Annotated in this window: 21 protein-coding genes, 1 pseudogene and 1 riboswitch; of the genes and pseudogenes, 16 read left to right on the top strand and 6 right to left on the bottom strand. The window is 73.3% G+C overall.

Features of this window, described 5'->3' with window-relative positions; translation table 11 throughout:
• Positions 1–37 precede the first annotated feature (37 nt).
• The 6 genes and pseudogenes from OG896_RS09695 to OG896_RS09670 all read left to right on the top strand — a co-directional run bounded on the left by OG896_RS09695 (position 38) and on the right by OG896_RS09670 (position 6,235).
• Positions 38–443, top strand: a pseudogene (locus tag OG896_RS09695) (YraN family protein).
• On the top strand, positions 443–2,161 hold the full coding sequence (locus tag OG896_RS09690) for a YifB family Mg chelatase-like AAA ATPase (RefSeq protein ID WP_329364193.1): 1,719 nt from the start codon (positions 443–445) through the stop codon (positions 2,159–2,161). Before OG896_RS09695 ends, OG896_RS09690 begins: the two are co-directional and overlap by 1 nt.
• Positions 2,161–3,588: a DNA-processing protein DprA gene (gene dprA, locus OG896_RS09685; RefSeq protein WP_329364191.1), complete on the top strand. Its 1,428-nt coding sequence runs from the start codon at positions 2,161–2,163 to the stop codon at positions 3,586–3,588. Before OG896_RS09690 ends, dprA begins: the two co-directional genes overlap by 1 nt.
• Before the next feature lie 279 nt (positions 3,589–3,867).
• Positions 3,868–4,707: an RNA polymerase sigma factor WhiG gene (gene whiG, locus OG896_RS09680; RefSeq protein WP_329364189.1), complete on the top strand. Its 840-nt coding sequence runs from the start codon at positions 3,868–3,870 to the stop codon at positions 4,705–4,707.
• 65 nt (positions 4,708–4,772) lie between these two features.
• Positions 4,773–5,330 carry a TetR/AcrR family transcriptional regulator gene (locus OG896_RS09675; protein WP_329373847.1) on the top strand — a complete coding sequence of 186 codons (558 nt, stop codon included), beginning with the start codon at positions 4,773–4,775 and terminating at the stop codon, positions 5,328–5,330.
• 29 nt (positions 5,331–5,359) lie between these two features.
• Positions 5,360–6,235 carry an LLM class F420-dependent oxidoreductase gene (locus OG896_RS09670; protein WP_329364186.1) on the top strand — a complete coding sequence of 292 codons (876 nt, stop codon included), beginning with the start codon at positions 5,360–5,362 and terminating at the stop codon, positions 6,233–6,235.
• 21 nt (positions 6,236–6,256) lie between these two features.
• Here the strand turns inward: OG896_RS09670 and OG896_RS09665 are convergent, their stop codons facing one another.
• A complete protein-coding gene (locus OG896_RS09665) occupies positions 6,257–6,916 on the bottom strand; it encodes a peptidoglycan DD-metalloendopeptidase family protein (protein WP_329364184.1) in 660 nt (219 codons plus the stop codon).
• A 275-nt stretch (positions 6,917–7,191) separates the two neighbouring features.
• Between OG896_RS09665 and rpsB the strand changes: the two genes are divergently transcribed.
• From rpsB to OG896_RS09620, 9 genes are all read left to right on the top strand, one after another.
• The gene (gene rpsB / locus OG896_RS09660; RefSeq protein WP_329364182.1) at positions 7,192–8,127 is read left to right on the top strand and encodes a 30S ribosomal protein S2; all 936 of its coding nucleotides are present in this window, start codon (positions 7,192–7,194) and stop codon (positions 8,125–8,127) included.
• 114 nt (positions 8,128–8,241) lie between these two features.
• On the top strand, positions 8,242–9,078 hold the full coding sequence (gene tsf / locus OG896_RS09655; RefSeq protein WP_329364180.1) for a translation elongation factor Ts: 837 nt from the start codon (positions 8,242–8,244) through the stop codon (positions 9,076–9,078).
• Between the two features lie 244 nt (positions 9,079–9,322).
• Positions 9,323–10,141, top strand: coding sequence for a UMP kinase (gene pyrH, locus OG896_RS09650; RefSeq protein ID WP_328470044.1), 819 nt, complete (start codon positions 9,323–9,325; stop codon positions 10,139–10,141).
• A 109-nt stretch (positions 10,142–10,250) separates the two neighbouring features.
• Complete coding sequence (frr, locus tag OG896_RS09645; protein WP_103890462.1) at positions 10,251–10,808, top strand: ribosome recycling factor; 558 nt, start codon at positions 10,251–10,253, stop codon at positions 10,806–10,808.
• Positions 10,809–11,078: 270 nt separating this feature from the next.
• Positions 11,079–11,996, top strand: a complete 918-nt coding sequence (locus OG896_RS09640; RefSeq protein ID WP_443057240.1) for a phosphatidate cytidylyltransferase — start codon at positions 11,079–11,081, stop codon at positions 11,994–11,996.
• An 82-nt stretch (positions 11,997–12,078) separates the two neighbouring features.
• Entirely contained in the window at positions 12,079–13,197 is a 1,119-nt protein-coding gene (gene rlmN / locus OG896_RS09635) for a 23S rRNA (adenine(2503)-C(2))-methyltransferase RlmN (protein ID WP_329364174.1), read from the top strand.
• A gap of 53 nt (positions 13,198–13,250) precedes the next feature.
• Positions 13,251–13,387: riboswitch (TPP riboswitch) on the top strand.
• The gene (locus OG896_RS09630; RefSeq protein WP_329364172.1) at positions 13,380–14,486 is read left to right on the top strand and encodes a thiamine ABC transporter substrate-binding protein; all 1,107 of its coding nucleotides are present in this window, start codon (positions 13,380–13,382) and stop codon (positions 14,484–14,486) included. (Overlaps the previous riboswitch by 8 nt.)
• Before the next feature lie 134 nt (positions 14,487–14,620).
• Positions 14,621–16,381 carry an ABC transporter permease gene (locus tag OG896_RS09625; protein ID WP_329373845.1) on the top strand — a complete coding sequence of 587 codons (1,761 nt, stop codon included), beginning with the start codon at positions 14,621–14,623 and terminating at the stop codon, positions 16,379–16,381.
• On the top strand, positions 16,378–17,421 hold the full coding sequence (locus tag OG896_RS09620) for an ABC transporter ATP-binding protein (protein WP_329364170.1): 1,044 nt from the start codon (positions 16,378–16,380) through the stop codon (positions 17,419–17,421). Before OG896_RS09625 ends, OG896_RS09620 begins: the two co-directional genes overlap by 4 nt.
• A gap of 168 nt (positions 17,422–17,589) precedes the next feature.
• Here the strand turns inward: OG896_RS09620 and OG896_RS09615 are convergent, their stop codons facing one another.
• From OG896_RS09615 to OG896_RS09595, 5 genes are all read right to left on the bottom strand, one after another.
• A complete protein-coding gene (locus OG896_RS09615; RefSeq protein WP_329373843.1) occupies positions 17,590–18,687 on the bottom strand; it encodes an LOG family protein in 1,098 nt (365 codons plus the stop codon).
• Between the two features lie 267 nt (positions 18,688–18,954).
• The gene (locus tag OG896_RS09610) at positions 18,955–20,067 is read right to left on the bottom strand and encodes a hypothetical protein (RefSeq protein WP_329364168.1); all 1,113 of its coding nucleotides are present in this window, start codon (positions 20,065–20,067) and stop codon (positions 18,955–18,957) included.
• Between the two features lie 55 nt (positions 20,068–20,122).
• Positions 20,123–20,851 (bottom strand): ABC transporter ATP-binding protein, encoded by a 729-nt coding sequence (locus OG896_RS09605; RefSeq protein WP_329364165.1) that lies wholly within the window; start codon positions 20,849–20,851, stop codon positions 20,123–20,125.
• An 806-nt stretch (positions 20,852–21,657) separates the two neighbouring features.
• Complete coding sequence (locus OG896_RS09600) at positions 21,658–23,037, bottom strand: aspartate aminotransferase family protein (protein WP_328470056.1); 1,380 nt, start codon at positions 23,035–23,037, stop codon at positions 21,658–21,660.
• Positions 23,038–23,039: 2 nt separating this feature from the next.
• Positions 23,040–23,501: an Lrp/AsnC family transcriptional regulator gene (locus OG896_RS09595; RefSeq protein ID WP_329373841.1), complete on the bottom strand. Its 462-nt coding sequence runs from the start codon at positions 23,499–23,501 to the stop codon at positions 23,040–23,042.
• Between the two features lie 206 nt (positions 23,502–23,707).
• Between OG896_RS09595 and OG896_RS09590 the strand changes: the two genes are divergently transcribed.
• Positions 23,708–25,153, top strand: coding sequence for a gamma-aminobutyraldehyde dehydrogenase (locus OG896_RS09590; protein ID WP_329364163.1), 1,446 nt, complete (start codon positions 23,708–23,710; stop codon positions 25,151–25,153).
• The last annotated feature ends 120 nt before the right edge of the window (positions 25,154–25,273 follow it).

The raw sequence follows: 25,273 nt of genomic DNA, 5'->3' as shown, positions 1-25,273 counted from the left end.
GAAAGTTATCCACAGGCTGAGGTTCAAGATCATCTTCGTGAGGCCGCCTTCTGTCACAGTGAGTGACGGAGGTGGTACTCATGAACGCACGAGGTGCGCTGGGGCGGTACGGAGAGGGCGTGGCCGCCAGGACGCTGCGGGACGCCGGGCTGGACATCCTGGAGCGGAACTGGCGGTGGGGCCGGCGGGGCGAGATCGACATCGTCGCGGCCGACGGCGACGCGGTGGTGGTGTGCGAGGTGAAGACCCGCCGGGAGGGCGGCCACCAGCACCCCATGGCGGGGATCACCCCCGGTAAGGCGGCCAGGCTGCGGTCGCTCGCCGAGCGATGGACCGCCGAGCACGGCGGGGCGCCGCCGGGCGGCGTCCGGATCGACCTGGTCGGAGTCGTGCTGCCCGCGCGCGGCGCGCCCCGGGTCGAGCATGTGCGGGGGGTGGCGTGATGGGCTTCGCCCGCACCTGCTCGGTCGCCCTGATCGGCGTGGAAGGCGTCGTCGTCGAGGTCCAGGCCGATCTGGAGCCGGGCGTGGCCGCCTTCGCCCTGGTCGGGCTGCCGGACAAGAGCCTGGTGGAAAGCCGCGACCGGGTGCGCGCGGCGATCGTGAACAGCGGCGAGACCTGGCCGCAGAAGAAGCTCACCGTGGGGCTGAGCCCGGCGTCGGTGCCCAAGGGCGGCTCCGGTTTCGACCTGGCCGTTGCCTGTGCCGTGCTGGCCGCGAGCGGCCGGATCGCGCCGAGCGCCATCGCCGACCTGATGATGATCGGCGAGCTGGGGCTCGACGGGCGGGTCCGCCCGGTGCGCGGCGTGCTGCCGGCCGTGCTCGCCGCCGCCGACGCGGGATACCGGCAGGTGGTGGTGCCCGAGCGCACCACGTCCGAGGCGGCCCTGGTGCCCGGCGTCTCGGTGCTGGGCGTGCGCAGCCTGCGCCAGCTTGTCGCGGTGCTCAACGACGAGGCGGTGCCCGAGGAGCCGGACGAGAGCGCCGGGCGGGAGCGGCCCGACCCGATGCTGGCGGGTCTGGCGGTGCCCGGCGGAGGAGCCGGCGCGGGGCTGGGCGCCGGCGGCGGACCGGGCGCGTTCGCCGGGACCGGGTTCGGCGGCGGGGGATTCGGCAGCGCGGAGTTCGCGGCCGCGGGAGGCGGCGGCCCCGGCGGGGACCAGCACCGTCCCGACCTGGCCGACGTCGCCGGGCAGCGGGCGGCCCGGCTCGCCCTGGAGGTCGCCGCGGCCGGCGGCCACCACCTCTATCTGAACGGTCCACCGGGCGCGGGCAAGACGATGCTCGCCGAGCGGCTCCCGGGCATCCTGCCGCCGCTGACCCGCCAGGAGTCGCTGGAGGTCACCGCGGTGCACTCGGTGGCGGGCATCCTCCCGACCGGCCGTCCCATGGTCGACACCCCGCCCTACTGCGCGCCGCACCACTCGGCGACCATGCCCTCGCTCGTCGGCGGCGGCAGCGGCCTGCCGAGGCCGGGCGCGGTCTCGCTCGCCCATCGCGGAGTGCTGTTTCTGGACGAGGCGCCGGAGTTCAGCTCGCAGTCGCTCGACGCGCTGCGGCAACCGCTGGAATCGGGCCATGTCATCGTGGCCCGGGCCGCCGGGGTGATACGGCTTCCGGCCCGCTTCATGCTGGTGCTGGCCGCGAACCCCTGCCCGTGCGGGCGGTATTCGGTGCTCGGCGGGGGCTGCGACTGCTCGCCGAGCGCGGTGCGGCGCTATCAGGCCCGGCTGTCCGGCCCGCTGCTGGACCGGGTCGACCTGCGGGTGGACGTCGAGCCGGTCAGCCGAGCCGAGCTCATCGGACCGGGTGGCGTGGGCACATCCGGGGAGTCCTCGGCCGCGGTCGGCGCGCGGGTCCTCGAAGCCCGGGCCCGCGCCGCCGCCCGCTACCAGGACACCCCCTGGCGGCTGAACAGCGAGGTGCCGGGACATGAGCTGCGCACCCGCTGGCATGTCGCCGCGGGCGCCCTGCGCGCGGTCGAGCGGGACATGGAGCGTGGCCTGCTCACCGCCCGCGGCCTGGACCGGGTGCTGCGCGTGGCGTGGACGGTCGCGGACCTCGCGGGCGCGGACTGCCCGACTCCCGAACACGTGCTGCTGGCACTCCAGTTGCGCACCGGGGTGAACAGGGGAGTGCCGGCCGTGGCGGGAGGGGTGTGATGGCGGGGGAGGAGGGCGCCGAGGCGGAGTGGGCCGGGCGGTTGGGTGCGGCCGGGGAGCCGCCGGAGGCGGGCGCGGGGACCGATGCGGTGGCCGCGGGCGCCGGCGCGGATACCGGTGGAGGCGGTGCCGGAGACAGCGGGAGCGGTGGCGGGGTCGGTGGGGCCGGCGGGGGTGGTGCCGCTGGTGTCCGGGGCCGTGCCGGCGGGCGGGCGGCTGCCGAGGAGGAGCTGCGGGCGGCTTACGGGAGCGGTGAGTTGACGGGGGCCGGCGGCGCGGGTGCGGCGGTGGGGTGGCAGGAGCGGCTCGCCCGGGTCGCGCTGACCCGGGTGGCCGATCCCGGTGACAAGGTGATGGGCCGGGCGGTGCGGGATCTGGGTCCGCGGGCGGCGTTGCGGGCCGCACTCGGCGGGCGGCGGCTGCCCGGGGCCGGTGTCGGGCGGACGGAGAGCTACGGGATCAGGGCCGCGCGGGCCGACCCGGTGGCGGACCTGGCCGCGGCGCACCGGGCGGGTGGTCGGTTCCTGTGCCCGGGCGACGGCGACTGGCCCGGCCAGCTCGACGACCTGGACGTGCAGCGGCCGTACGGACTGTGGGTGCGGGGGAGACCGTCGCTGCGGCTGTGGGCCCTGCGTTCGGTCGCGGTGGTCGGCGCCCGGGCCTGCACGGACTACGGCAGGCACATGGCGGTCCGGCTCGGTGCGGGGCTCGCGGGCGCGGGGTGGGCGGTGGTGTCGGGGGCGGCGTACGGCGTGGACGGCGCCGTGCACCGCGCCGCACTGGAGGCCGACGGTGCCACGATCGGCGTGGTGGCCAGCGGGATCGACGTGGCGTACCCGCGGGGGAACACCGACCTGATCGCGGGGATCGCCGAACGGGGCCTGCTGGTCGGGGAGTTGCCGCCGGGCGAGCATCCGACCAGGTCGAGGTTCGTGCAGCGCAACCGCGTCATCGCCGCGCTGACCCGGGGCACGGTGGTGGTCGAGGCCCGCTACCGCAGCGGGTCGCTGATCACCGCTCGGCGGGCGGCGGAGCTGGGCCGGATCACCATGGGCGTGCCGGGGCCGTGCACCAGCGCCATGTCGGAAGGGGTGCACGAACTGCTGCGCGGCGGCGCGGTGATGGTCACCGACGCGGCCGAAGTGGTCGAGCTGGTGGGGGAGATCGGTGCCGACCTCGCCCCGGTGCGGCGCGGACCCGTGCTGCCCAGGGACCTCCTGCGACCAGGCGCCGCGCGGGTGTTGGAGGCGCTGCCCGGCCGCGGGGACGCCGCGGAGCAGGACATCGCCGACACGCTGGGCATCTCGGCCGCCGACACGCTGAGCGGGTTGCACGAGTTGCGGGCCCTCGGGTTCGTCGTACGCGAGTGCGGGCGCTGGAGGTTGGTCCGTACCGCGCGTGACAACCCGGGAAGTGGGGCAGGTTGACGCGGCCGACACCCCATCAGGTGACAGGAAACCTCGCTGACCTGCGGTGTTCGCAGGGCGGACGGCGCGGCGGCGGGATGCGGCGCATTATTGCCCTCACGCCCCCACACGGTCCGGTGCGTTACCCCGCGCCCTTTCCGGACCACCCGCACCCGTAGAGGAACGTATCTGCGCATGTCCCACACGGATGCCGTAGCAATCAGCGACACTATGGTCACGCTACGCTCGCGGAGGTTTGATCTCCCGCCCACGCCAAGGCAGAACGGCTCACGACAACGTATGCCCCAGCACACCCCCGGGTCCGAACAGGCGACGGCAGTGGCCACCGCCCGGGCCACCCCCCGGCCCGCCGCACCCACCTCGCTCGACGCGTTGTGGCGGACCTACAAGTCCACGGGGGACGCGCGGCTGCGGGAACAGCTCATCCTGCACTACTCGCCGCTGGTCAAGTACGTGGCCGGCCGGGTCAGCGTCGGGCTGCCCGCCAACGTGGAACAGGCCGACTTCGTGTCCTCCGGGGTCTTCGGGCTGATCGACGCGATCGAGAAGTTCGATCCGGACCGGGCGATCAAGTTCGAGACCTACGCCATCACCCGCATCCGCGGCGCCATGATCGACGAACTGCGTGCCCTGGACTGGATTCCCCGTTCGGTCCGGCAGAAGGCCCGCGCCGTGGAGCGCGCCTACGCCACCCTTGAGGCGAAGCTGCGCCGTACCCCCAGCGAGCCCGAGGTCGCCGCCGAGATGGGCGTCGGCCTGGAGGAGCTGCACGGCGTGTTCAGCGCGCTCTCCCTCGCCAACGTGGTCGCCCTCGAAGAGCTGCTGCACGTCGGCGCCGAGAGCGGCGACCGGCTCAGCCTGGTCGACACCCTGGAGGACACCGGCGCGGACAACCCGTCCGAGGTCGCCGAGGACAGAGAGCTGCGCCGCCTGCTCGCCCGCGCGGTCAGCACCCTCCCCGACCGGGAGAAGACCGTGGTCACCCTCTACTACTACGAGGGGCTCACACTCGCGGAGATCGGTCAGGTACTGGGCGTCACCGAAAGCCGGGTCAGCCAGATCCACACCAAGTCCGTGCTCCAACTACGGGCGAAGCTCGCCGACATGGGAGCACGCTGAGCCGGACTGTCTACAGTGGGGTAATGCCGAGAATTCGAGCGGCCTCGGTGGCCGAGCACCGGACGATGCAGCGCCGCGCCCTGCTGGACGCCGCCCGCACCCTGCTGACCGAGGGCGGCACCGAAGCCCTCACCTTCCCCGCGCTCGCCGAGCGGACCGGGCTGGCCCGTTCGTCGGTCTACGAGTACTTCCGTTCGCGGGCCGACGTCGTGGAGGAGCTGTGCGCGGTCGACTTCCCGGTCTGGGCCGCCGAGGTCGAGGCCGCGATGCAGGCCGCCGAGACCCCCGCGGACAAGATCGAGGCGTACGTCCGCAGCCAGCTCACCCTGGTCGGCGACCGCAGGCACCGCGCGGTCGTGGCGATCTCCGCCGGTGAGCTGGACGCCGGCGCGCGGGAGAAGATCCGCGCGGCGCACGGCGGCCTGGTCGCCATGGTGGTGGCCGCGCTGTCCTGCCTCGGCCACCCCGAGCCGCGGCTGACCGCCATGCTGCTGCAGGGCGTGGTCGACGCCGCCGTCCGCCGGATCGAGCTGGGCGCCGCCGAGCTGCCCACCGAGATCGTCGAGGCAGCCGTCGCCATGGCCCTGCACGGAGTCACCCGGTCGGCGGACAGCCCGGAATAGCCTGCCCGCACTGCCCTGTTGCCGCAGCTATGACTTCAGGAGCACAGCAACAGGACATCGGCCGGGTCGGCGTGTGGAACATGCGGCTGGGCCAAGGCGACAGCGAGTTCCAGGGTGAGAACCGCGAGGCCGCCGCCGAGCTGGACGAACTCGGCTACGGCGCGATCTGGCTCGGCGGATCGCCGCCCGTCGCCAGCGCGGTGCCGCTGCTCGCCGCCACCCGCCGCCTCACCGTGGCCACCGGCATCCTCAGCGTCTGGAACCAGCCCGCGGCGGAGGTCGCCCAGAACATCGCCGACCTGGAGGCCGGCGCGGCCGAGCGGTTCCTGCTCGGCCTCGGGGTGAGCCACGCCCCGATCACCGAGGGCTACGCGCACCCGTACGCGAAGATGGTCGAGTTCCTCGACGGCCTCGACTCGGCCCCCGCCCCGGTCCCGGCCGGACGGCGGGTGCTCGCCGCGCTCGGTCCGCGGATGCTCAAGCTCGCCGCCGACCGCTCCGCCGGCGCGCACCCGTACCTGGTCACGGTCGAGCACGTCGCCCAGGCGCGCGCCGCCCTCGGCCCCGGCAAGCTGCTCGCGCCCGAGCTGGGCGTCGTCCTCGACTCCGACCTGGGCCGGGCCCGCGCGACGGCCCGCGGCGCCCTGTCGATGTACCTCCAGCTCCCCAACTACGTCAACAACTGGCGGCGGCTCGGCTTCACCGAGGAGGACTTCGCGGACGGCGGCAGCAATCAACTGCTCGACGCGCTCTTCGCCATCGGGGACGCCGCCGATGTCCGCACCCGGGTCGCCGCCTACCACGAGGCCGGCGCCGACCACGTGGCGATCCAGGTGCTGCGCCCCGACACCGTCCTCCCGCGTGCCGAATGGCGCGAACTGGCCGCCGCGATGCCGCTGGACTGACCTCTGGACCGACCGGTTCCGCTACGCCCGGGCCGCCCCGTCCACCGGCAGCAGCCGCGACGGTCCGGCCCGGCGCAGCGCCGGCGGGAGCAGGGTGAGCGGGTCGAGGTAGACGTCGCCGCGCAGCAGGCCCCAGTGCACGCAGGCCGCCGGGCAGTGCGCCGGCATCTCGGCGGCGGCCTCGCCCAGCCGGTCCCCGGCGGCCACCCGCGCGCGCACCGCGACCGCGGCCCGTACCGGTTCGTAGGTGGTGCGCAGGCCGCCGGGCAGCGCGACGACCACCACCGGGACTCCGGCGACCGGTCCGGCGAAGGCGACCTCGCCCGCGGCTGCCGCCCGCACCTCCGCGCCCGGCGCGGCCGACAGATCGACACCGCGATGCCCCGCCGCCCACGCGGTCGCCGGCGGCTCGAAGCCGCGCAGCACCAGCGGCCGCCCCCGCGCCCCCGGCCCCGCCACCGGCCAGCACCGCGCCGCCGGCCCGGGCGGCCCGGTGCAGCCCGCGCGCACCCGCGCCCCGGCGCCGTACCCCGACCGGACCGGAGCCGGGGCACCACCACCGGCGGCCCCACCGCCGGGCCGGCCGCCGTCCCCAACTCCCGCGCCGGCCCCGGGCCCCACGCCTCCGCCCGCCGCCAGCACCGCCACCATCACCGTCAACCACGCCGCCGTGTACGCCATGTCCCCACGATGACGCACCGCGCCCACCCCGCGATGATCTTGGTCCGCGGCCTGTGGACAAGTCGAGTGTCGCCTGCGACTCCAGCGGTCCCGTACACTTTCTCTGGCGACTCGGGTCACCGGGTCGACTTCGCACGCCCCGCCACCAACCCCGGACCTTGATGGTCACGGGCGGTGGCCGCGCCCCTCGGTCCCTTGTGGCACGGCGCGTCGGGACGTCAGGCGTGGCCGCCGTCCGGTGGCCACGGTAACCGAGCACATCAAGGAGTACGGCCATGGCCGTCGTCACGATGCGGGAGCTGCTGGAGAGCGGCGTCCACTTCGGGCACCAGACCCGCCGCTGGAACCCGAAGATGAAGCGCTTCATCTTCACCGAGCGCAACGGCATCTACATCATCGACCTGCTCCAGTCGCTGTCGTACATCGACCGCGCCTACGAGTTCGTCAAGGAGACCGTCGCGCACGGCGGCTCCATCATGTTCGTCGGCACCAAGAAGCAGGCGCAGGAGGCAATCGCCGAGCAGGCGTCCCGCGTCGGCATGCCGTACGTCAACCAGCGCTGGCTGGGCGGCATGCTCACCAACTTCTCGACCGTCTACAAGCGCCTCCAGCGCCTGAAGGAGCTCGAGGAGATCGACTTCTCGGACGTGGCCGCCTCCGGCCTCACCAAGAAGGAGCTGCTGGTCCTCTCCCGCGAGAAGGACAAGCTGGAGAAGACCCTCGGCGGTATCCGCGAGATGCAGAAGGTGCCGAGCGCCGTCTGGATCGTGGACACCAAGAAGGAGCACATCGCCGTCGGTGAGGCGCGCAAGCTCCGTATCCCGGTGGTCGCGATCCTCGACACCAACTGCGACCCCGACGAGGTCGACTACAAGATCCCGGGCAACGACGACGCGATCCGCTCCGTCACGCTGCTCACCCGCGTGATCGCCGACGCCGTCGCCGAGGGCCTCATCGCCCGCTCCGGCGCCGCCACCGGCGACAAGAAGGCCGAAGGCGTCGCCGAGCCGCTCGCCGAGTGGGAGCGCGACCTGCTCGAGGGCGAGAAGAAGGCCGACTCCGAGCCGGCCACCGAGGCCGCCGCCCCGGCTGCCGAGGCCCCCGCTGCCGACGCCGCCGAGGCCGCTGCCCCGGCCGACGAGGCGCCCGCGGCTCCGGCCGCCGACGCCGCGCCCGCGGCCACCGAGGGCGACGACTCCACCGGAGCCTGATCACCCGCGGACGCGAGCGTCCGGGAACAGCACCACGCGTGACGACGGCGGGGGCCCAGCGCCCCCGCCGTTCACCCGTAGATCCACCGACCATCCGGGAAGAGACTCACACCCATGGCGAACTTCACCGCCGCCGACGTCAAGAAGCTCCGCGAGCTCACCGCCGCGGGCATGATGGACTGCAAGAACGCCCTCACCGAGGCCGAAGGCGACCTGGACAAGGCCGTCGAGATCCTCCGTGTGAAGGGCCAGAAGGGCGTCACCAAGCGCGAGGGCCGCTCGGCCTCCAACGGCGCGGTCGTCTCCCTCATCGCCGCTGACAACTCCGAGGGCGTCCTCGTCGAGCTGAAGTGCGAGACCGACTTCGTCGCCAAGGGCGACAAGTTCGTCGCGGTCGCCGACGCGATCGCCGCGCACGTCGCCGCCACCAAGCCGGCCGGCATCGACGCGCTGCTCAACTCCGAGATCAAGGACGGCCAGACCGTCCAGGCGTTCGTCGACGAGGCCAACGCCACCCTCGGCGAGAAGATCGTGCTGGACCGCTTCGCGCAGTTCACCGACGGCTACGTCGCCTCCTACCTGCACCGCACCAGCCCGGACCTGCCCCCGCAGGTCGGCGTGCTGGTCGAGCTGGACAAGGCCGACCCGCAGACCGCCAAGGACGTCGCGCAGCACATCGCCGCGTTCGCCCCGAAGTTCCTCAGCCGCGACGAGATCGACGAGGAGACCGTGGCGAACGAGCGCCGGGTCGCCGAGGCCACCGCGCGCGAGGAGGGCAAGCCGGAGGCCGCCCTGGCGCGTATCGTCGAAGGACGGGTGAACGGCTTCTTCAAGGAGAACGTCGTCCTGGAGCAGGCGTTCGCCAAGGACTCCAAGAAGACCGTGCAGAAGGTGCTCGACGAGGCCGGGGTCACGCTGAAGCACTTCGCGCGCTTCCGCGTCGGCGTCTGACGTCCGCTCGCACCGGCACCCGCCGGTCCGGCCGCGGACACCACTCGGCCGCGGCGGGCTGCCACCCACGTCCGCACGGTCGCCCCGCGGCCGCGCGGCGCAAGACAGACGGTCCCGCTGGGGCCGTACGCGGCCGGTCGCCCGCCGGCCGGCCGCAGAGGTGACGAGGAGGCCATTGCCGTACCGGGAACCGACAAGGACCCACGGCAATGGCCTCCTCGGTACGTGCACGAGGAGACCTCCCATGGATGATGGTGCCGAAGGCGCCGGCAAGGCCCGCGACCACACCCCCACCCACGACGACGACGGCGGACGGCGTCACGAAGGCCGCGACGGGTCCACTCCCCGCCGCTACCTGCTCAAGCTCTCCGGTGAGGCGTTCGCCGGAGGCGGCGGTCTCGGCGTCGACCCCGACGTCGTGCACGCCATCGCCCGGGAGATCGCCGCGGTGGTCCGCGAGGGCTACGAGATCGCGGTCGTGCTCGGCGGCGGCAACTTCTTCCGCGGCGCCGAACTCCAGCAGCGCGGCATGGACCGGGCCCGCTCCGACTACATGGGCATGCTCGGCACCGTGATGAACTGCCTCGCGCTCCAGGACTTCCTGGAGAAGGAGGGCATCGAGACCCGGGTGCAGACCGCCATCACCATGGGCCAGGTCGCCGAGCCGTACATCCCGCTGCGGGCCGTCCGGCACCTGGAGAAGGGCCGCGTGGTGATCTTCGGCGCGGGCATGGGCATGCCCTACTTCTCCACCGACACCACCGCCGCCCAGCGCGCCCTGGAGATCGACGCGGTGGCGATGCTGATGGGCAAGAACGGGGTGGACGGGGTCTACGACTCCGACCCCAAGCACAATCCGAACGCCGTCCGCTTCGACGCCCTGGAGTACGGCGAGCTGATCGCCCGCGACCTGCGGGTCGCCGACCTCACGGCGATCACCCTCTGCCAGGACAACAAACTGCCCATCCTGGTCTTCGAACTGCTCGCCGAGGGCAACATCGCCCGCGCCGTCAAGGGTGAGAAGATCGGCACGCTGGTCAACGACCAGGGCACCAGGGCGTGACCGGCGCGGCCGGTATGGACAACAGGCTGCCCGGTCCGAGACCGTGCAGGAACACGTGCGCAGGGGCCCCGACCCGACGGCTCTGCCTTCTGAATACCAGGAGCACATGGTGATTGAAGAGACCCTCCTCGAGGCCGAGGAGAAGATGGAGAAGGCCGTCGTCGTCGCCAAGGACGACTTCGCGGCGATCCGCACCGGCCGTGCGCACCCGGCGATGTTCAACAAGATCGTCGCCGAGTACTACGGCGCGGTCACCCCGATCAACCAGCTCGCCTCCTTCGCGGTGCCCGAGCCGCGGATGGCCGTGATCACCCCCTTCGACAGCAGCAGCCTGCGCAACATCGAAGAGGCGATCCGCAACTCCGACCTCGGTGTGAACCCCAGCAACGACGGCCGGATCATCCGGGTGGTGTTCCCGCAGCTCACCGAGGAGCGCCGGCGCGAGTACATCAAGGTCGCCAAGACCAAGGGCGAGGACGCGAAGATCTCCATCCGCAGCGTCCGGCGCAAGGCCAAGGAGACCCTGGACAAGCTCGTCAAGGACGGCGAGACCGGCGAGGACGAGGTGCGCCGCGCGGAGAAGGAGCTCGACGACACCACGTCGAAGTACGTGGCGCAGATCGACGAGCTGCTCAAGCACAAGGAAGCGGAGCTGCTGGAGGTCTGACCTCCGCGCGGCACACCGCGTGGAGATTCGCTTCTCCGCGCACACCGCCCCCTGCCCGGGTCGCACACCGGGGCGCGCATCTCCCGGCCGACCGCACCCGCCGACCGCACCCGCCGACCACACCCGCCGACCACACCCGCCGACCACCACGCCGACCACCACCCTGACGACGACGCGAGGCGACGCTCCGTGAACGATTCTTCCTGGGGCGTTTCGCCACGTGCAGGTCACGCGGCGGGTTCCGCCACGGAGCCCGGGGTCAGGAGGAAGATCTCCACCATGCCGCCGCCACCCCCTTCGCCGCCCCAGGACCCGCCGCCACCGGGCCGGGGCCCCGGACCCGGCTCCGAGCCGCCGGCCGCCCCCGCGAAGAAGTCCGCCGGCCGGGACCTGCGGGCGGCGATAGGGGTCGGCGTCGGCCTCGGCGCGGTGGTGGTCGCGGCGCTCTTCGTCGTCAAGGCGGTGTTCGTCGGCATCGTGGTGGTCGCGGTGGTGATCGGCCTGTGGGAGCTGACCTCCCGGCTCGCCGAGCGCAAGCAGATCCAGGCGCCGCTGATCCCGCTGGCGATCGGCGGCACCGCCATGGTGATCGCGGGGTACCTGAAGGGCGCCGACGGCGCGTGGATCGCGATGGCGCTGACCGCGCTCGCCGTCCTGGTCTGGCGGATGGCCCAGCCGCCGGAGGACTACCTGCGCGACGTGACCGCGGCCGTCTTCGCCGCGTTCTACGTGCCCTTCCTGGCCACCTTCGTCGTCATGATGCTCGCCGCCGACGACGGCCCGCGCCGGGTGCTGGTGTTCCTCCTGCTCACCGTGATCAGCGACACCGGCGCCTACGCGGTCGGCTGGCGCTTCGGCAGCCACAAGCTCGCCCCCCGGATCAGCCCCGGCAAGACCCGGGAGGGGCTCTTCGGCGCGATCTCCTTCGCCATGGTGGCCGGCGCCCTGCTCATGCAGTTCTTCGTGGACGACGGCCGCTGGTGGCAGGGCCTGCTGCTCGGCCTCGCCGCCGCCGTCAGCGCCACCCTCGGGGACCTCGGCGAGTCCATGATCAAGCGCGACCTCGGCATCAAGGACATGGGCACCCTCCTCCCGGGCCACGGCGGCATCATGGACCGCCTCGACTCCCTCCTCCCCACCGCCCCGGTCGTCTGGCTCCTCCTCGTAGCCTTCGTCGGCCAGGGCTGACCACCCACCCGCGCCCGGCCCTGGCACGGCGCCGGCCGTACGAACAGGGCACTGCGCGGAGTCTGCGACACTGGTAGGCATCATGCCTGTACCCGGAGAACTGACGTTTGCCGTGCCGCGCGGGGCCAAGAAGCCGCCGCGGCATCTTGCCGACCTGTCGCCCGCGGAGCGGAGGGAGGCGGTGGCGGAGCTGGGGGAGAAGCCGTTCCGGGCCAAGCAGTTGTCGCAGCACTACTTCGCGCGCTACGCGGACGATCCGGCGGCCTGGACGGACATTCCGGCCGGGGCGCGGGGGAAGCTGGCCGGGGATCTGCTGCCGGAGCTGATGACGGTGGTGCGGCACGCGTCGTGTGACGACGGGGAGACCCGCAAGACGCTGTGGCGGCTGTTCGACGGGACCCTGGTCGAGTCGGTGCTGATGCGGTACCCGGACCGGGTGACGATGTGCATCTCGTCGCAGGCGGGCTGCGGGATGAACTGCCCGTTCTGCGCCACCGGCCAGGCGGGTCTGGACCGCAACCTGTCGACCGCGGAGATCGTGCACCAGATCGTCGCCGGGATGCGCGCGCTGCGCGACGGCGAGGTGCCCGGCGCGGGCCCCGGCGCCCCGGACCGGCTGTCGAACATCGTCTTCATGGGCATGGGCGAGCCGCTGGCGAACTACCGCCGGGTCATCGACGCGATCCGCCGCCTCACCGACCCGGCGCCCGACGGCCTCGGGCTCTCCCAGCGCGGCATCACCGTCTCCACGGTCGGCCTGGTCCCCGCGATGCACCGGTTCGCCGACGAGGGCTTCAAGTGCCGCCTCGCGGTGTCCCTGCACGCCCCCGACGACGAACTGCGCGACACCCTCGTGCCGGTCAACACCCGCTGGAAGGTCCGCGAGGTGCTGGACGCCGCCTGGCACTACGCCGATGTCTCCGGCCGCCGCGTCTCCATCGAGTACGCCCTGATCCGCGACGTGAACGACCAGGCGTGGCGTGCCGACCGGCTCGGCAAGCTGCTCAAGAACCACCGGGTGCACGTCAACCTGATCCCGCTCAACCCCACCCCGGGCTCGAAGTGGACCGCCTCCCGCCCGGAGGACGAGCGGGCGTTCGTCGCCGCCCTCCAGGCGCACGGCGTGCCCGTGACCGTACGGGACACCCGCGGTCAGGAGATCGACGGGGCCTGCGGTCAGCTGGCCGCGTCCGCGCGCTGATACGGTGCGCAGGTGCGCTGGTCGCACCGCTTGAATGGACATCTGCACAAATGAACATCCGACAGGGGAGCGCCTGAGACGGCGCTGAGAGTGCGGCTGGGGCGACGGCGAGACCGTCGAGAAGCCCAGGCCGCAGACCCTCCCACCTGATCCGGGTCATACCGGCGTAGGGAGTCAGCACAGTGAAGAGCACCATTCGTCGGCGTGCCGTGGGCGCGCTCGTCCTCGCCACCGCGGGCGCCACCGTCCTCGCCGGCTGCGGCGGCTCGGGGTCCGGCTCCGGCTCCGGCAAGGCGTCCGGCGGCAAGCCGTCGAAGACCGTCACCCTGGTCAGCCACGACTCGTTCGCGGCATCCAAGTCGGTGATGGCGGAGTTCACCAAGGAGACCGGCTACACCGTCAAGGTGCTGCGCGGCGGCGACGCGGGCGCCGCGGTCAACCAGGCCATCCTCACCAAGGACCACCCGCGCGGCGACGTCTTCTTCGGCGTCGACAACACCCTGCTCTCCCGCGCCCTCGGCAACGGCCTGTTCGACTCCTACACCGCCAAGGGCCTGGACCAGGTGCCCGCCGACGTCCAACTCGACGCGGGCAAGCACCGGGTGACGCCGATCGACTCCGGCGACGTCTGCGTCAACTACGACCGCGCCTACTTCACCTCCCACCACCTCGCGCCGCCGCAGACCTTCGCCGACCTGATCAAGCCGCAGTACAAGAACCTGCTGGTCACCGAGAACGTCTCCACCTCCTCGCCGGGCCTGGCCTTCCTGCTGGGCACCGCCGCCACCTACGGCGACGCGGGATGGCAGGCGTACTGGAAGAAGCTGAAGGCCAACGGCGTCCAGGTCGTCGACAGTTGGGAGCAGGCGTACGACAGCGCCTTCTCCGGGTCGGCCGCCGGGAAGAAGGCCAAGGGCGACAAGCCGCTGGTGGTCTCCTACGCCTCCAGCCCGCCCGCCGAGGTGGTCGGCGTCAACCCGCCGCCCGCGCAGTCACCCGTCGGGGTGGCCACCGGCACCTGCTTCCGCCAGATCGAGTTCGCCGGAGTGCTGCACGGCGCGAAGAACCCGGCGGGCGCCGAGGCGTTCATCGACTTCATGCTCAGCAGGACCTTCCAGCAGGACATGCCGCTCCAGATGTACGTCGACCCGGTGGTGAAGGGCGCCACCGAGCCTGAGGTGTTCACCAAGTACGGCGCGAAGGTCCCGCACCCGACGACGCTCGCGCCCGACAAGATCGCCGCGAAGCGGGACGACTGGGTGAAGTCGTGGAACTCGATCGTCCTGTAGCCGTCCGGAAGGCGGGACCCGGCAACGGCGACCTGGAGGCGGGGTCCGGCGCGCTGGAGGCGGGACCCGCCAAGCCTGAGGCGGGACCCGCCGATCGGAGGGCGGGGCGCCGCCGCACCGCGACCGGGCTCGCCCTGGCCGCCCTGCCGCTGGCGTTCTTCGCCGCCTTCTTCGCCTACCCGGTGGCGTCCATCGTCGGCCGGGGCCTGCACCCGGGCGGCCACTGGCGGCTGGGCCGGATCGGCGACGTGCTCGGCGACGGCTCGGTACGGCACGTGCTGTGGTTCACCTGCTGGCAGGCCGGCGCGTCCACCGCGCTGACCCTCGCGGTCGCGCTGCCCGGCGCGTACGCCTTCGCCCGGCTGGACTTCCCCGGCAAGCGGCTGCTGCGGGCGGTGGTCACCGTGCCGTTCGTGCTGCCGACCGTCGTCGCCGGCTCGGCGTTCCTCGCGCTGCTCGGGCAGGGCGGCTTCACCGACAGCCTCTTCGGCGTACGCCTGGACACCTCCGTGTGGGCGATCCTGATCGCGCACGTCTTCTTCAACTACGCCGTGGTCGTCCGCACCGTCGGCGGCCTGTGGGCGCAACTCGACCCGCGCCAGGAGGAGGCCGCCCGCATGCTCGGCGCGGGCCGCCTCGCCGCCTGGCGCCGCGTCACCCTGCCGGCCCTCGCCCCCTCCGTCGCGTCGGCCGCGGTGATGGTCTTCCTGTTCACCTTCACCTCCTTCGGCGTGATCCAGATCCTCGGCGGCCCCACCCGCGCCACCCTGGAGGTCGAGATCTACCGGGAGACCGCCGAGATCTTCGACCTGCCCACCGCGGCCGTGCTCACCCTGCTCCAACTCGTCGCGGTCGTCGCGATCCTGGCCGTGCATGCCTGGACGGCCCGCCGCCGCGAGTCCGCGCTGCGGCTGGTCGACCCGGCCGGCACCGCGCACCGCCCGCGCGGCGCGGGCGAACGGATGCTGCTCGCCGCCGTCCTCGGGTCGATCGCGCTGCTGATCCTGCTGCCGCTCGGCGTGCTCGCGGCCCGCTCCCTCGACGGCCCGAACGGCTACGGCTTCGCCTTCTACCGCGCGCTCGGCTCCACCAGCGCCGACGGGACCTTCCTCGTCTCACCGCTGCACACGGTCTGGAACTCGCTGCGCTTCGCCGCCGCCGCGACCGTCATCGCCCTGCTGGTCGGCGGGCTGGCCGCGGCCGCGCTCACCCGCCGCAGCGGGCGGCTGATGCGCGGCTTCGACGGGCTGCTGATGCTGCCGCTGGGCACCTCCGCGGTCACCGTCGGCTTCGGCTTCCTGATCACGCTCGACAAGCCGCCGCTCGACCTGCGCGACTCCTGGCTGCTGGTGCCGCTCGCACAGGCGCTGGTCGGCGCGCCGTTCGTGGTACGGGTGATGCTGCCGGTGCTGCGGGCGGTCGACGAGCGGCTGCGGGAGGCCGCCGCGGTGCTCGGCGCGTCCCCGCTACGGGTCTGGCGCGAGGTCGAACTGCCCCTGGTCGGGCGGGCGCTGGGCATCGCGGCCGGGTTCGCGTTCGCGGTGTCGCTCGGCGAGTTCGGCGCCACGGTCTTCATCGCCCGGCCCGACAGCCCGACCCTCCCGGTGGCCGTCTCCCGCCTGCTCGGCCGGGCCGGCGAGATGAACTACGGCCAGGCGATGGCCCTGAGCACCATCCTCATGGTGGTCTGCGCGGCCAGCCTGCTGATCCTGGAGTACCCGCTGTCCGGGCGTACGACGCCGCGCCGTAAGGACGTGCCGGGCGGTAAGGACGTAACGGCCGCCGCACAGGGCCTGGCTGCGGCTCCCCGGGCCACCGCATCCCGCACGGCGCCCGAAGCTCCCGCCGTGCCCGAGGCCCCCGCTACCCCTGCCCGCTCGGAGAGCCCACGATGACCGATGCCCTGCTGAGCCTGGACGCCGCCACCGTACGGTTCGGGGCGCGCACCGCACTGGACGCGGTGAGCCTGGACGCCGCCGCGCACGAGATCGTCTGCGTGCTCGGGCCTAGCGGCAGCGGCAAGTCCACGCTGCTGCGCGCGGTCGCCGGGCTGCAGCCGCTCGACGGGGGCCGGGTGCTGCTGGACGGCGCCGACCAGGCGGGCGTGCCCGCGCACCGCCGCGGGGTCGGGCTGATGTTCCAGGACCACCAGCTCTTCCCGCAGCGCGACGTCGGCGGCAACGTGGCGTTCGGGCCGCGCATGCACAAGATGCCGCGCGAGGCCCGGGACCGGCGGACCGCCGAACTCCTCGACCTGGTCGGCCTGCCCGGGGCCGCCACCCGCCCGGTCGCCACGCTCTCCGGCGGCGAGCAGCAGCGGGTCGCCCTGGCCCGCGCGCTCGCGCCCGAGCCGCGCCTGCTGATGCTCGACGAGCCGCTGGGCCAGCTCGACCGTTCCCTGCGCGAGCGACTCGTGGTCGAACTGCGCCGGTTGTTCGGGCAGTTGGGCACCACCGTGCTGGCCGTCACCCACGACCAGGGCGAGGCGTTCGCGCTCGCCGACCGGGTGGTGGTGATGCGGGACGGGCGGATCGAGCGCAGCGGCACCCCGCTGGAGGTGTGGCAGCGGCCCGGCTCCGAGTTCGTGGCCCGCTTCCTCGGGTTCGACAACATCACCGGGGGCACGGTCAGCGGCGCCGTCGCCGTCACCGCCTGGGGCGAACTGCCCGTCCCGGACGGGACCCCCGACGGCGAGCACCTGATCCTCGTCCGGCCCTCCGGGGTGCGGCTCGGCCCGCCCGACACCGCCGGGCTGCGCTGCGAGGTCACCTCCCGGACCTTCCGGGGCGGCCACGTCGGCGTCATGCTCCGGCCCGAGCGCGGCCCCGGCCTCGAAGCGGAGTGCGCCCTGCGCGAGGCCCCGGAACTCGGGGCGTCCGTGGGTGCCTCGTTCGAGGCGGCGGACGTCGTCGTGCTCAGCCCTGCGGGAGGCTGAGCCGGTCCGCCCGTCCCGCCCGGTCCCGTAGGTTCCGGGACCGTCCGCCGGTGGTGGGCCGGTCGCGCAGTTCCCCGGGCCCCCGTTGACGGCTGCTCGCCATCGTGGTCCGCACGGACAGGGGCGCGGGGGCACCTCCCAGGCGAAGCTCTGGCGGGCCGGGTGCGCTTACGCGGAACCCAGGCGTTCCAGGGCCGCCGGGACATCGTCCACGCTGTCCACGAGGGCGACCCGTCCCCCCATCGAACGGCCCGCCGCCAAGGCGTTGAGCAGCGGCCAGACCGGCAACTCGTCCGTCCAGTACGCATGGTCCACCAGCACCATCGGCGCGGGCTCACCGTGCGAACCGTAGTAGTTCGCGGTGGCCGCGTCGAAGACCTCCTGGACGGTGCCGGCGGCGCCCGGGAGGAAGACCGCGCCGGCCGAGCAGCGCGAGAGCAGGCCGTCCTCACGGGTGGCGTTCGCGAAGAACTTCGCGATGTGCGCGGCGAAGGCGTTGGGCGGCTCGTGGCCGTAGAACCAGGTCGGCAGGCCGTAGGACGGCCCGCCGTCCGGCCAGCGGTCGCGTACCTCGAAGGCCGTCGACGCCCAGGCGTCGACGGACGGGCTGAAGGAGGGGGTGCCGGCCAGCACGTCGAGCGCCTTGCCGAGCATGACGTCGTCGTACGCGGCCGCGTACGCCCCGAAGTTGGCCGCCTCCATCGCGCCGGGCCCGCCACCGGTCGCCACCGTCAGCCCGGACTCCGCCAGCGACCGGCCCAGCCGCGCGGCGCCCGCGTACGCCTCCGTGCCGCGCTCCATCGCGTGCCCGCCCATCACCCCCACGACCCGCGCGCCGCCGAGCTGTTCGTCCAGCACGTCGGAGACCGCGTCGTCGTGGATGGAGCGCAGCATCGAGGCGAACACGTCGCCCTCCGCGGAGGTCCGCAGCCACCACGCGTACGTCAGCGCGTCCGGCGTCGCGGCGTACCCGCCCTCAGCCAGGTCCGCGTACAGCTCCTCGGGCCGGTAGGGCGCCGCGCGGTACGGGTCGAACGGCAGGCCGGGCACCGGCGGGAAGACCAGCGCGCCGCCGGCCCGTACGTGCGCCAGGGCCTGCGGCTCCATCGGGCAGCCGAGGAACACCGCCTCCGACGTGTCGGTCACCAGCAGCGCGAAGGTCCGCGAGGTGAGGTCCACGGCCCGCACCCGGCAGTCCGCGAACGACCCGCCGAGCGCGACCGCGTCGAACTCCTCCAGCGTCTCCACCCCGCGGGCCCGGTGGATGGGCTCGGGTGCCGCGTCCGAGGGCTCCTTCGGCGGCTCCGGCGGGCCCGGCGGACGGCGGGCGCCGCGCGTGGGGCGGGGCAGCCGCGGATGGGGCGGATGGGGCGAATCGGGGGGAGTAGGCGCTGGCACGCGAGCACGATAGCGCGCTCAGGTGTGCGCCGGGCCGTGGCGAAGGAGGACCTCTGCGTCGCGCTGTTGACGCGGCGCCGCGCGGATGACCGCAGGCGCCGCCGCGTCATGTGCCCGGCGATCCGGGATACGGCGCTACGGCGTCGGGGACAGCGCCGCGACCAGCAGCGTGGGCACCAGGAAGGCGACCACCAGGGCGCCCGTGCGCACGGCCGCCGAGGCGCGCAGCATGGTGGCGGGCACCGCCAGCTCGCGGAGCGCGGCGGTGGTGGAGGCGCGCTCGGTGCGGGACTCCATCGCGGCCACCGCGGTCGAGGCCAGCACGCACACGCAGACCAGCGTCGCCGCGAACGTGGTCACCGGGCCCAGCGTCCGGCCGTTGTGCTGGTGCAGGCCGTATCCGGACAGCGCCACGGCCGCGGTCGCCGAGAGCAGGCCGAGCGGGCGGCCGAGCCGGCGCGCCTCGTGCTGGAGGCCGCGGCCGGACAGCAGCCGCAGCCCGCCCGGCCGGTACGCGGCGATCAGCCGCCCGCAGCCGTAGACCAGTCCCGGTCCCGCCAGCACCAGGCCCGCCGCGGTCAGCACCCAGCCGCCGACCGCGGCCGGGGCCATCGAGCCGAGCCCGCTGGGCAGCGGGAAGCTGTGCCCGTCGGGCGCCGTCACCTCGATCGCCAGACCCACGGCGACCAGCGCGACCCCCCACGGCAGCCCGCCCGGCATGTCCTCGGCGGACTTGCCTTCGGCCCGCAGCCGCGCCGCGCTCACGACACCGGCGGTCAGCGGGACCAGCGCGAGCAGCGTCACCGCGCCGGCCGGCGGCAGGCTCCGGCCCGCCGCGAGCAGCCCGGGCCCGACGCCGTGGTACGGCACACCCGTCACGTCGCCGCGCAGTTGGAGGAAGGCGAGCAGGGCCAGCACGCTGCCGAACGCGCTCACCACGGTCACCGTCGCCGCGGTCAGCAGCACCACGCCGTTGCGGCCGAGACCGACCGCGGCGAGGCCGGCCCGGGGCCAGCCGCCGGACTGCGCGCGGCCCACCGCGACCGCGAGCTGCACGGTGACCACGAGGGGGGCGACGCACCAGCCGAGCCGCGCGACCGCGTCCGACGTCCCGCCCTTCGGGTGCGCCAGCGCCCAGCCGAGGGCCGCCAGCAGGAGCAGGCCGCTGCCGCACGACGCGAGCGCCACCAGGGCCCATCGGCCCAGCGCGGCGGGCCGGGCCCCGCGCAGCAGCCGCAGGCTCAGCACGAGCCGCTCCGCGCCGCGGCGCCGCCGTGCCGACCCGGGTGCGCGCCGGGGGCGCTCATACGGTCGCCGGGCGGGGCGCGGACAGGTCCTGGTCCTGATCCTGGGCAGCAGTTCCGGCGCGGCCGTCGGCGAAGGGGATGACGCGGTCGGCGTGCGCGGCGATGTCGGGGTCGCTGGTGGCCAGGACGACGGTGATGCCGTGCGTGCGGGCCGCGCTGGTGAGGGTGCGCAGGACGTGGGCGCGGTCGTTGCGGTGCAGCGGGGCGGTCGGCTCGTCGGCGAAGACCACCGCCGGTCCGGTGACCAACGCCCTTGCCACGGCGACCCGTTGGCGCTTCGCGGCGGGCAGCCCGGTCGGGCGCCGGCGGGCGATGTCGCCGATGTCCAAGCGATCCAGCCACTCACAGGCGGCGGCCCGGGCGGCCCTGCTGCTCTCGCCGCGCAGCAGCAGCGGCAGCGCGGCGTTCTCCCAGACGTTCAGCTCGGGCAGCAGCTGCGGGTCGGCGCCGATCCAGCCGAAGCGGTCGCGGCGCAGCCGCTCCCGGGCGGTCTCGGGCAGCGTGTGCACGGGGCCGCTGTTGAACCACACCTCGCCCTCGTCCGGGACGAGCTGCCCGGAAAGGCAGCGCAGCAGGGTCGACTTCCCCGAGCCGCGCGGACCGGCGAGCGCGAGGATCTCCCCGGCCCGCACGCTCACGGACACGCCGAGCAGCGCGGGCGAGCCCTGGTAGGAGTGGCGCAGGGCGCGAGCCCAGAGCACGTCGTTGTCGGGCGGGGCCTCCATGCCGTACCTCCGCGGATTGCGAGTTCACTCGGCCAACGAGCCCGGCGCCTGTCCGGTCACTCCCCGGCACGGTATGCATCCGACCCCAGCGATTCCTTGCAGGCGCAGCGGCGAACCCCCCGATCGGCCGAGCGCCCCCGCCCGGCCCTGCGGCCCCCTACCGGAAGCAGGGTGCCCTACAGGGGCGCGGGGAACTGCGCGATCAGCCACTGCCGTGGCGCGCCGGGCCCGCAGGTCCAGCCCTCGCGGCGGGATCGCCGGACCACCGCGGCGGGGTGCCCTGCAGGGGCGCGGGGAACTGCGCGATCAGCCATCGCCGTGGCGCGCCGGGCCCGCGGGCCCAGCCCTCGCGGCGGGATCGCCGGACCACCGCGGCGGGGTGCCCTGCAGGGGCGCGGGGAACTGCGCGATCAGCCACTGCCGTGGCGCGCCGGGCCCGCGGGCCCAGCCCTCGCGGCGGGATCGCCGGACCACCGCGGCGGGGTGCCCTGCAGGGGCGCGGGGAACTGCGCGATCAGCCATCGCCGTGGCGCGCCGGGCCCGCGGGCCCAGCCCTCGCGGCGGGGTGCCCTGCAGGGGCGCGGGGAACTGCGCGATCAGCCACCGCTGTGGCGCGCCGGGCCCGCGGGCCCAGCCCTCGCGGCGGGATTGCCGGACCACCGGCTGGTCGCGCAGTTCCTCCCCAAGAGCCTCGCCGGGGAGGTACCCCAGCGCCCCTCACGGGGTGAACGTCCTCCGCGAAAGTGCCCAGCGCCCCTGGGCACCGCCGCCCGCCAGGGCACCCCCGCCCCGGGGAGGGGGCGCCGTCAGAGTTTGGTCCAGGCCGTCCGCAGGACATCGCGGAGGATGTCCTCGATCTCATCGAAAAGCGGCTGCTCCGAGATGAGCGGCGGGGCGAGCTGGATGACGGGGTCGCCACGGTCGTCGGCGCGGCAGTAGAGCCCGTTGTCGAAGAGCGCCTTGGACAGGAAGCCGTACAGGACGCGCTCGGTCTCCTCGTCGGTGAACGTCTCCTTCGTCGCCTTGTCCTTGACGAGTTCGATGCCGTAGAAGAAGCCGTTGCCGCGTACGTCGCCGACGATCGGGAGGTCGCTCAGCTTGTCGAGGGTGGCGCGGAAGGCGGCCTCGTGGTCGAGCACGTGCTGGTTGAGCCCTTCGCGCTCGAAGATGTCGAGGTTGGTGAGGGCCACGGCGGCGGAGACCGGGTGGCCGGCGAAGGTGTAGCCGTGCAGGAAGGTGTTGTCGCCGCGGTAGAACGGCTCGGCCAGCCGGTCGGAGATGATGCACGCGCCGATCGGGGAGTACCCGGAGGTCATGCCCTTGGCGCAGGTGATCATGTCGGGGACGTAGTCGAACTTGTCGCAGGCGAACATCGTGCCCAGCCGCCCGAACGCGCAGATCACCTCGTCGGAGACGAGCAGGACGTCGTACCGGTCGCAGATCTCGCGGACCCGCTGGAAGTAGCCGGGCGGCGGCGGGAAGCAGCCGCCGGCGTTCTGCACCGGTTCGAGGAAGACCGCGGCGACCGTCTCGGGGCCTTCGAAGACGATCTCCTGCTCGATCTGGTCGGCGGCCCAGCGGCCGAACGCCTCCGGGTCGTCGCCGTGGATCGGGGCGCGGTAGATGTTGGTGTTGGGCACCTTGCGGGCGCCGGGCACCAGCGGCTCGAACGGGGCCTTGAGCGCGGGCAGTCCGGTGATCGACAGCGCGCCCTGCGGGGTGCCGTGGTAGGCGACCGCACGCGAGATCACCTTGTACTTGGTGTGGTTGCCGGTGAGCTTGTGGTACTGCTTCGCCAGCTTCCAGGCGGTCTCCACCGCCTCGCCGCCGCCGGTGGTGAAGAAGACCTTGTTGAGGTCCCCGGGGGCGTATCCGGCCAGCCGCTCGGCGAGTTCGACCGCCTTGGGGTGGGCGTAGCTCCAGATCGGGAAGAAGGCCAGCTCCTGCGCCTGCTTGTAGGCGGTCTCGGCCAGTTCGTGCCGCCCGTGCCCGGCCTGCACCACGAACAGCCCGGACAGGCCGTCGATGTAGCGCTTGCCGTGCGCGTCGTAGATGGAGGAGCCCTCGCCGCGGACGATGGTCGGCACCGGGGCGTCCTGGTAGTCCGACATGCGGGTGAAGTGCATCCACAGGTGGTCGTACGCGGACTTCGACAGATCAGGCTGATCGGCGTTCGGAGCGGTCATGGCTATCTGGTTCCCCAGGTGTAGGTCTGCTTGCGGAGCTTGAGGTAGACGAAGGTCTCGGTGGAGCGGACGCCCGGCAGCGCGCGGATGCGCTTGTTGATCATCTCCAGCAGGTGGTCGTCGTCCTCGCAGACGATCTCCACCAGCAGGTCGAAGGAGCCGGCGGTGAGCACGACGTACTCGACCTCGTCGAGGGCCGCGAGCGCGTCGGCGACCGGTTCGAGGTCGCCCTCGACGTTGACGCCGACCATCGCCTGGCGGCGGAAGCCCACGGTGAGCGGGTCGGTCACCGCGACGATCTGCATCACGCCCTGGTCGAGCAGTTTCTGCACCCGCTGGCGCACCGCGGCCTCCGACAGCCCCACGGCCTTGCCGATCGCCGCGTACGGGCGGCGCCCGTCCTCCTGGAGCTGTTCGATGATCGCCTTCGACACCGCGTCGATCGAGGCGGAAGCGCCGTTCATGTCACGAGTGGCCACGCGCACCACTGTGCAGGAGAGGTCGACGGTCCCGCAAGCCCTTCACGATGAATTCCGTTGTGTTAAGCCTTCTGTAACACCGAATCGGTTGTTCTGGCCGGGCGGGTGTGTCGAATACGGCAGTTCTGGCGCTAAGCTGGGCAGCGTCTCACCCCATGGACATGGACCAGAAGGACCAGGGAGCAAGCGCCGTGACCGAACTCCGTACTCTGCGCAACCACATCGACGGAGAATTCCGCGACGCCGCCGACGGGCGTACCACCGAGGTGGTCAGCCCGGTCACCGGGCGGGCGTACGCGACCGCTCCGCTGTCCGGCCAGGCCGACGTCGACGCGGCGATGGCCGCCGCCAAGGCCGCCTTCCCGGGCTGGCGCGACACCACTCCCGCCGAGCGGCAGAAGGCGCTGCTCAAGATCGCCGACGCGATCGAGACGCGCGCCGACGAGCTGGTCGCGGTGGAGAGCGAGAACACCGGCAAGCCGCTCGCGCTGACCGCGAGCGAGGAGGTCCCGCCGATGGTGGACCAGATCCGGTTCTTCGCCGGCGCCGCCCGGATGCTGGAGGGCCGCTCGGCCGGCGAGTACATGGAGGGCCTGACCTCCATCGTGCGGCGCGAGCCGGTCGGGGTGTGCGCGCAGGTCGCGCCCTGGAACTACCCGATGATGATGGCGGTGTGGAAGTTCGCCCCGGCGATCGCGGCGGGCAACACCGTGGTGCTCAAGCCGTCCGACACCACCCCGGCCTCCACGGTGCTGCTCGCCGAGATCATCGCCGGCGTCCTGCCCAAGGGCGTCTTCAACGTGGTGTGCGGCGACCGTGACACCGGCCGGCTGATGGTCGAGCACCCGGTGCCGGCGATGGCGTCCATCACCGGCTCGGTACGGGCCGGCATCGAGGTCGCCGGGTCCGCCGCCAAGGACGTCAAGCGGGTGCACCTGGAGCTGGGCGGCAAGGCCCCCGTGGTGGTCTTCGACGACCTCGACAGCGCGGCGCTGGCCAAGGCCGCCGAGGACATCGCGGTCGCGGGCTTCTTCAATGCCGGCCAGGACTGCACCGCCGCCTGCCGGGTGCTGGTACAGGAAGGCGTGCGCGAGGAGTTCACCGCGGCGCTGGCCAAGGCCGCCGCCGGCACCAGGACCGGCCTGCCCGACGACGAGGACGTGCTCTTCGGCCCGCTCAACAACGCCAACCAGCTCGCCCAGGTCACCGGCTTCATCGAGCGGCTGCCCGCGCACGCCAAGGTCGAGGCGGGCGGCCACCGGGTCGGTGAGGAGGGCTACTTCTACGCGCCCACCGTCGTCTCCGGGCTGCTGCAGGACGACGAGGCCGTGCAGCGCGAGGTGTTCGGCCCGGTCATCACCGTGCAGTCGTTCACCGACGAGGAGCAGGCCGTCACCTGGGCCAACGACGTGGACTACGGCCTGGCCTCCTCGGTGTGGACCAAGGACCACGGCCGGGCGATGCGGATGTCCAAGAAGCTGGACTTCGGCTGCGTGTGGATCAACACCCACATCCCGCTGGTCGCCGAGATGCCGCACGGCGGGTTCAAGCAGTCCGGCTACGGCAAGGACCTGTCCGCGTACGGCTTCGAGGACTACACCCGGATCAAGCACGTCATGACGTCGCTGGAGGCGTGAGCAGGCGGTAGTGCCGTGACCGCACCGGCCCGGCCGTCATCCCGGTGACGGTCGGGCCGGGCCGGGCCGGGCCGGGCCGGGGCGGGCCGAGGAAGGCCGCCCGCTCGGGCACCGGCCCGC

Source organism: Streptomyces sp. NBC_00669, from assembly GCF_036226785.1.
Classification (GTDB): Bacteria; Actinomycetota; Actinomycetes; order Streptomycetales; family Streptomycetaceae; genus Actinacidiphila.
The sequence above is the reverse complement of the archived record's forward strand: the minus strand, read 5'-3'. Positions and strand labels throughout refer to the sequence as shown.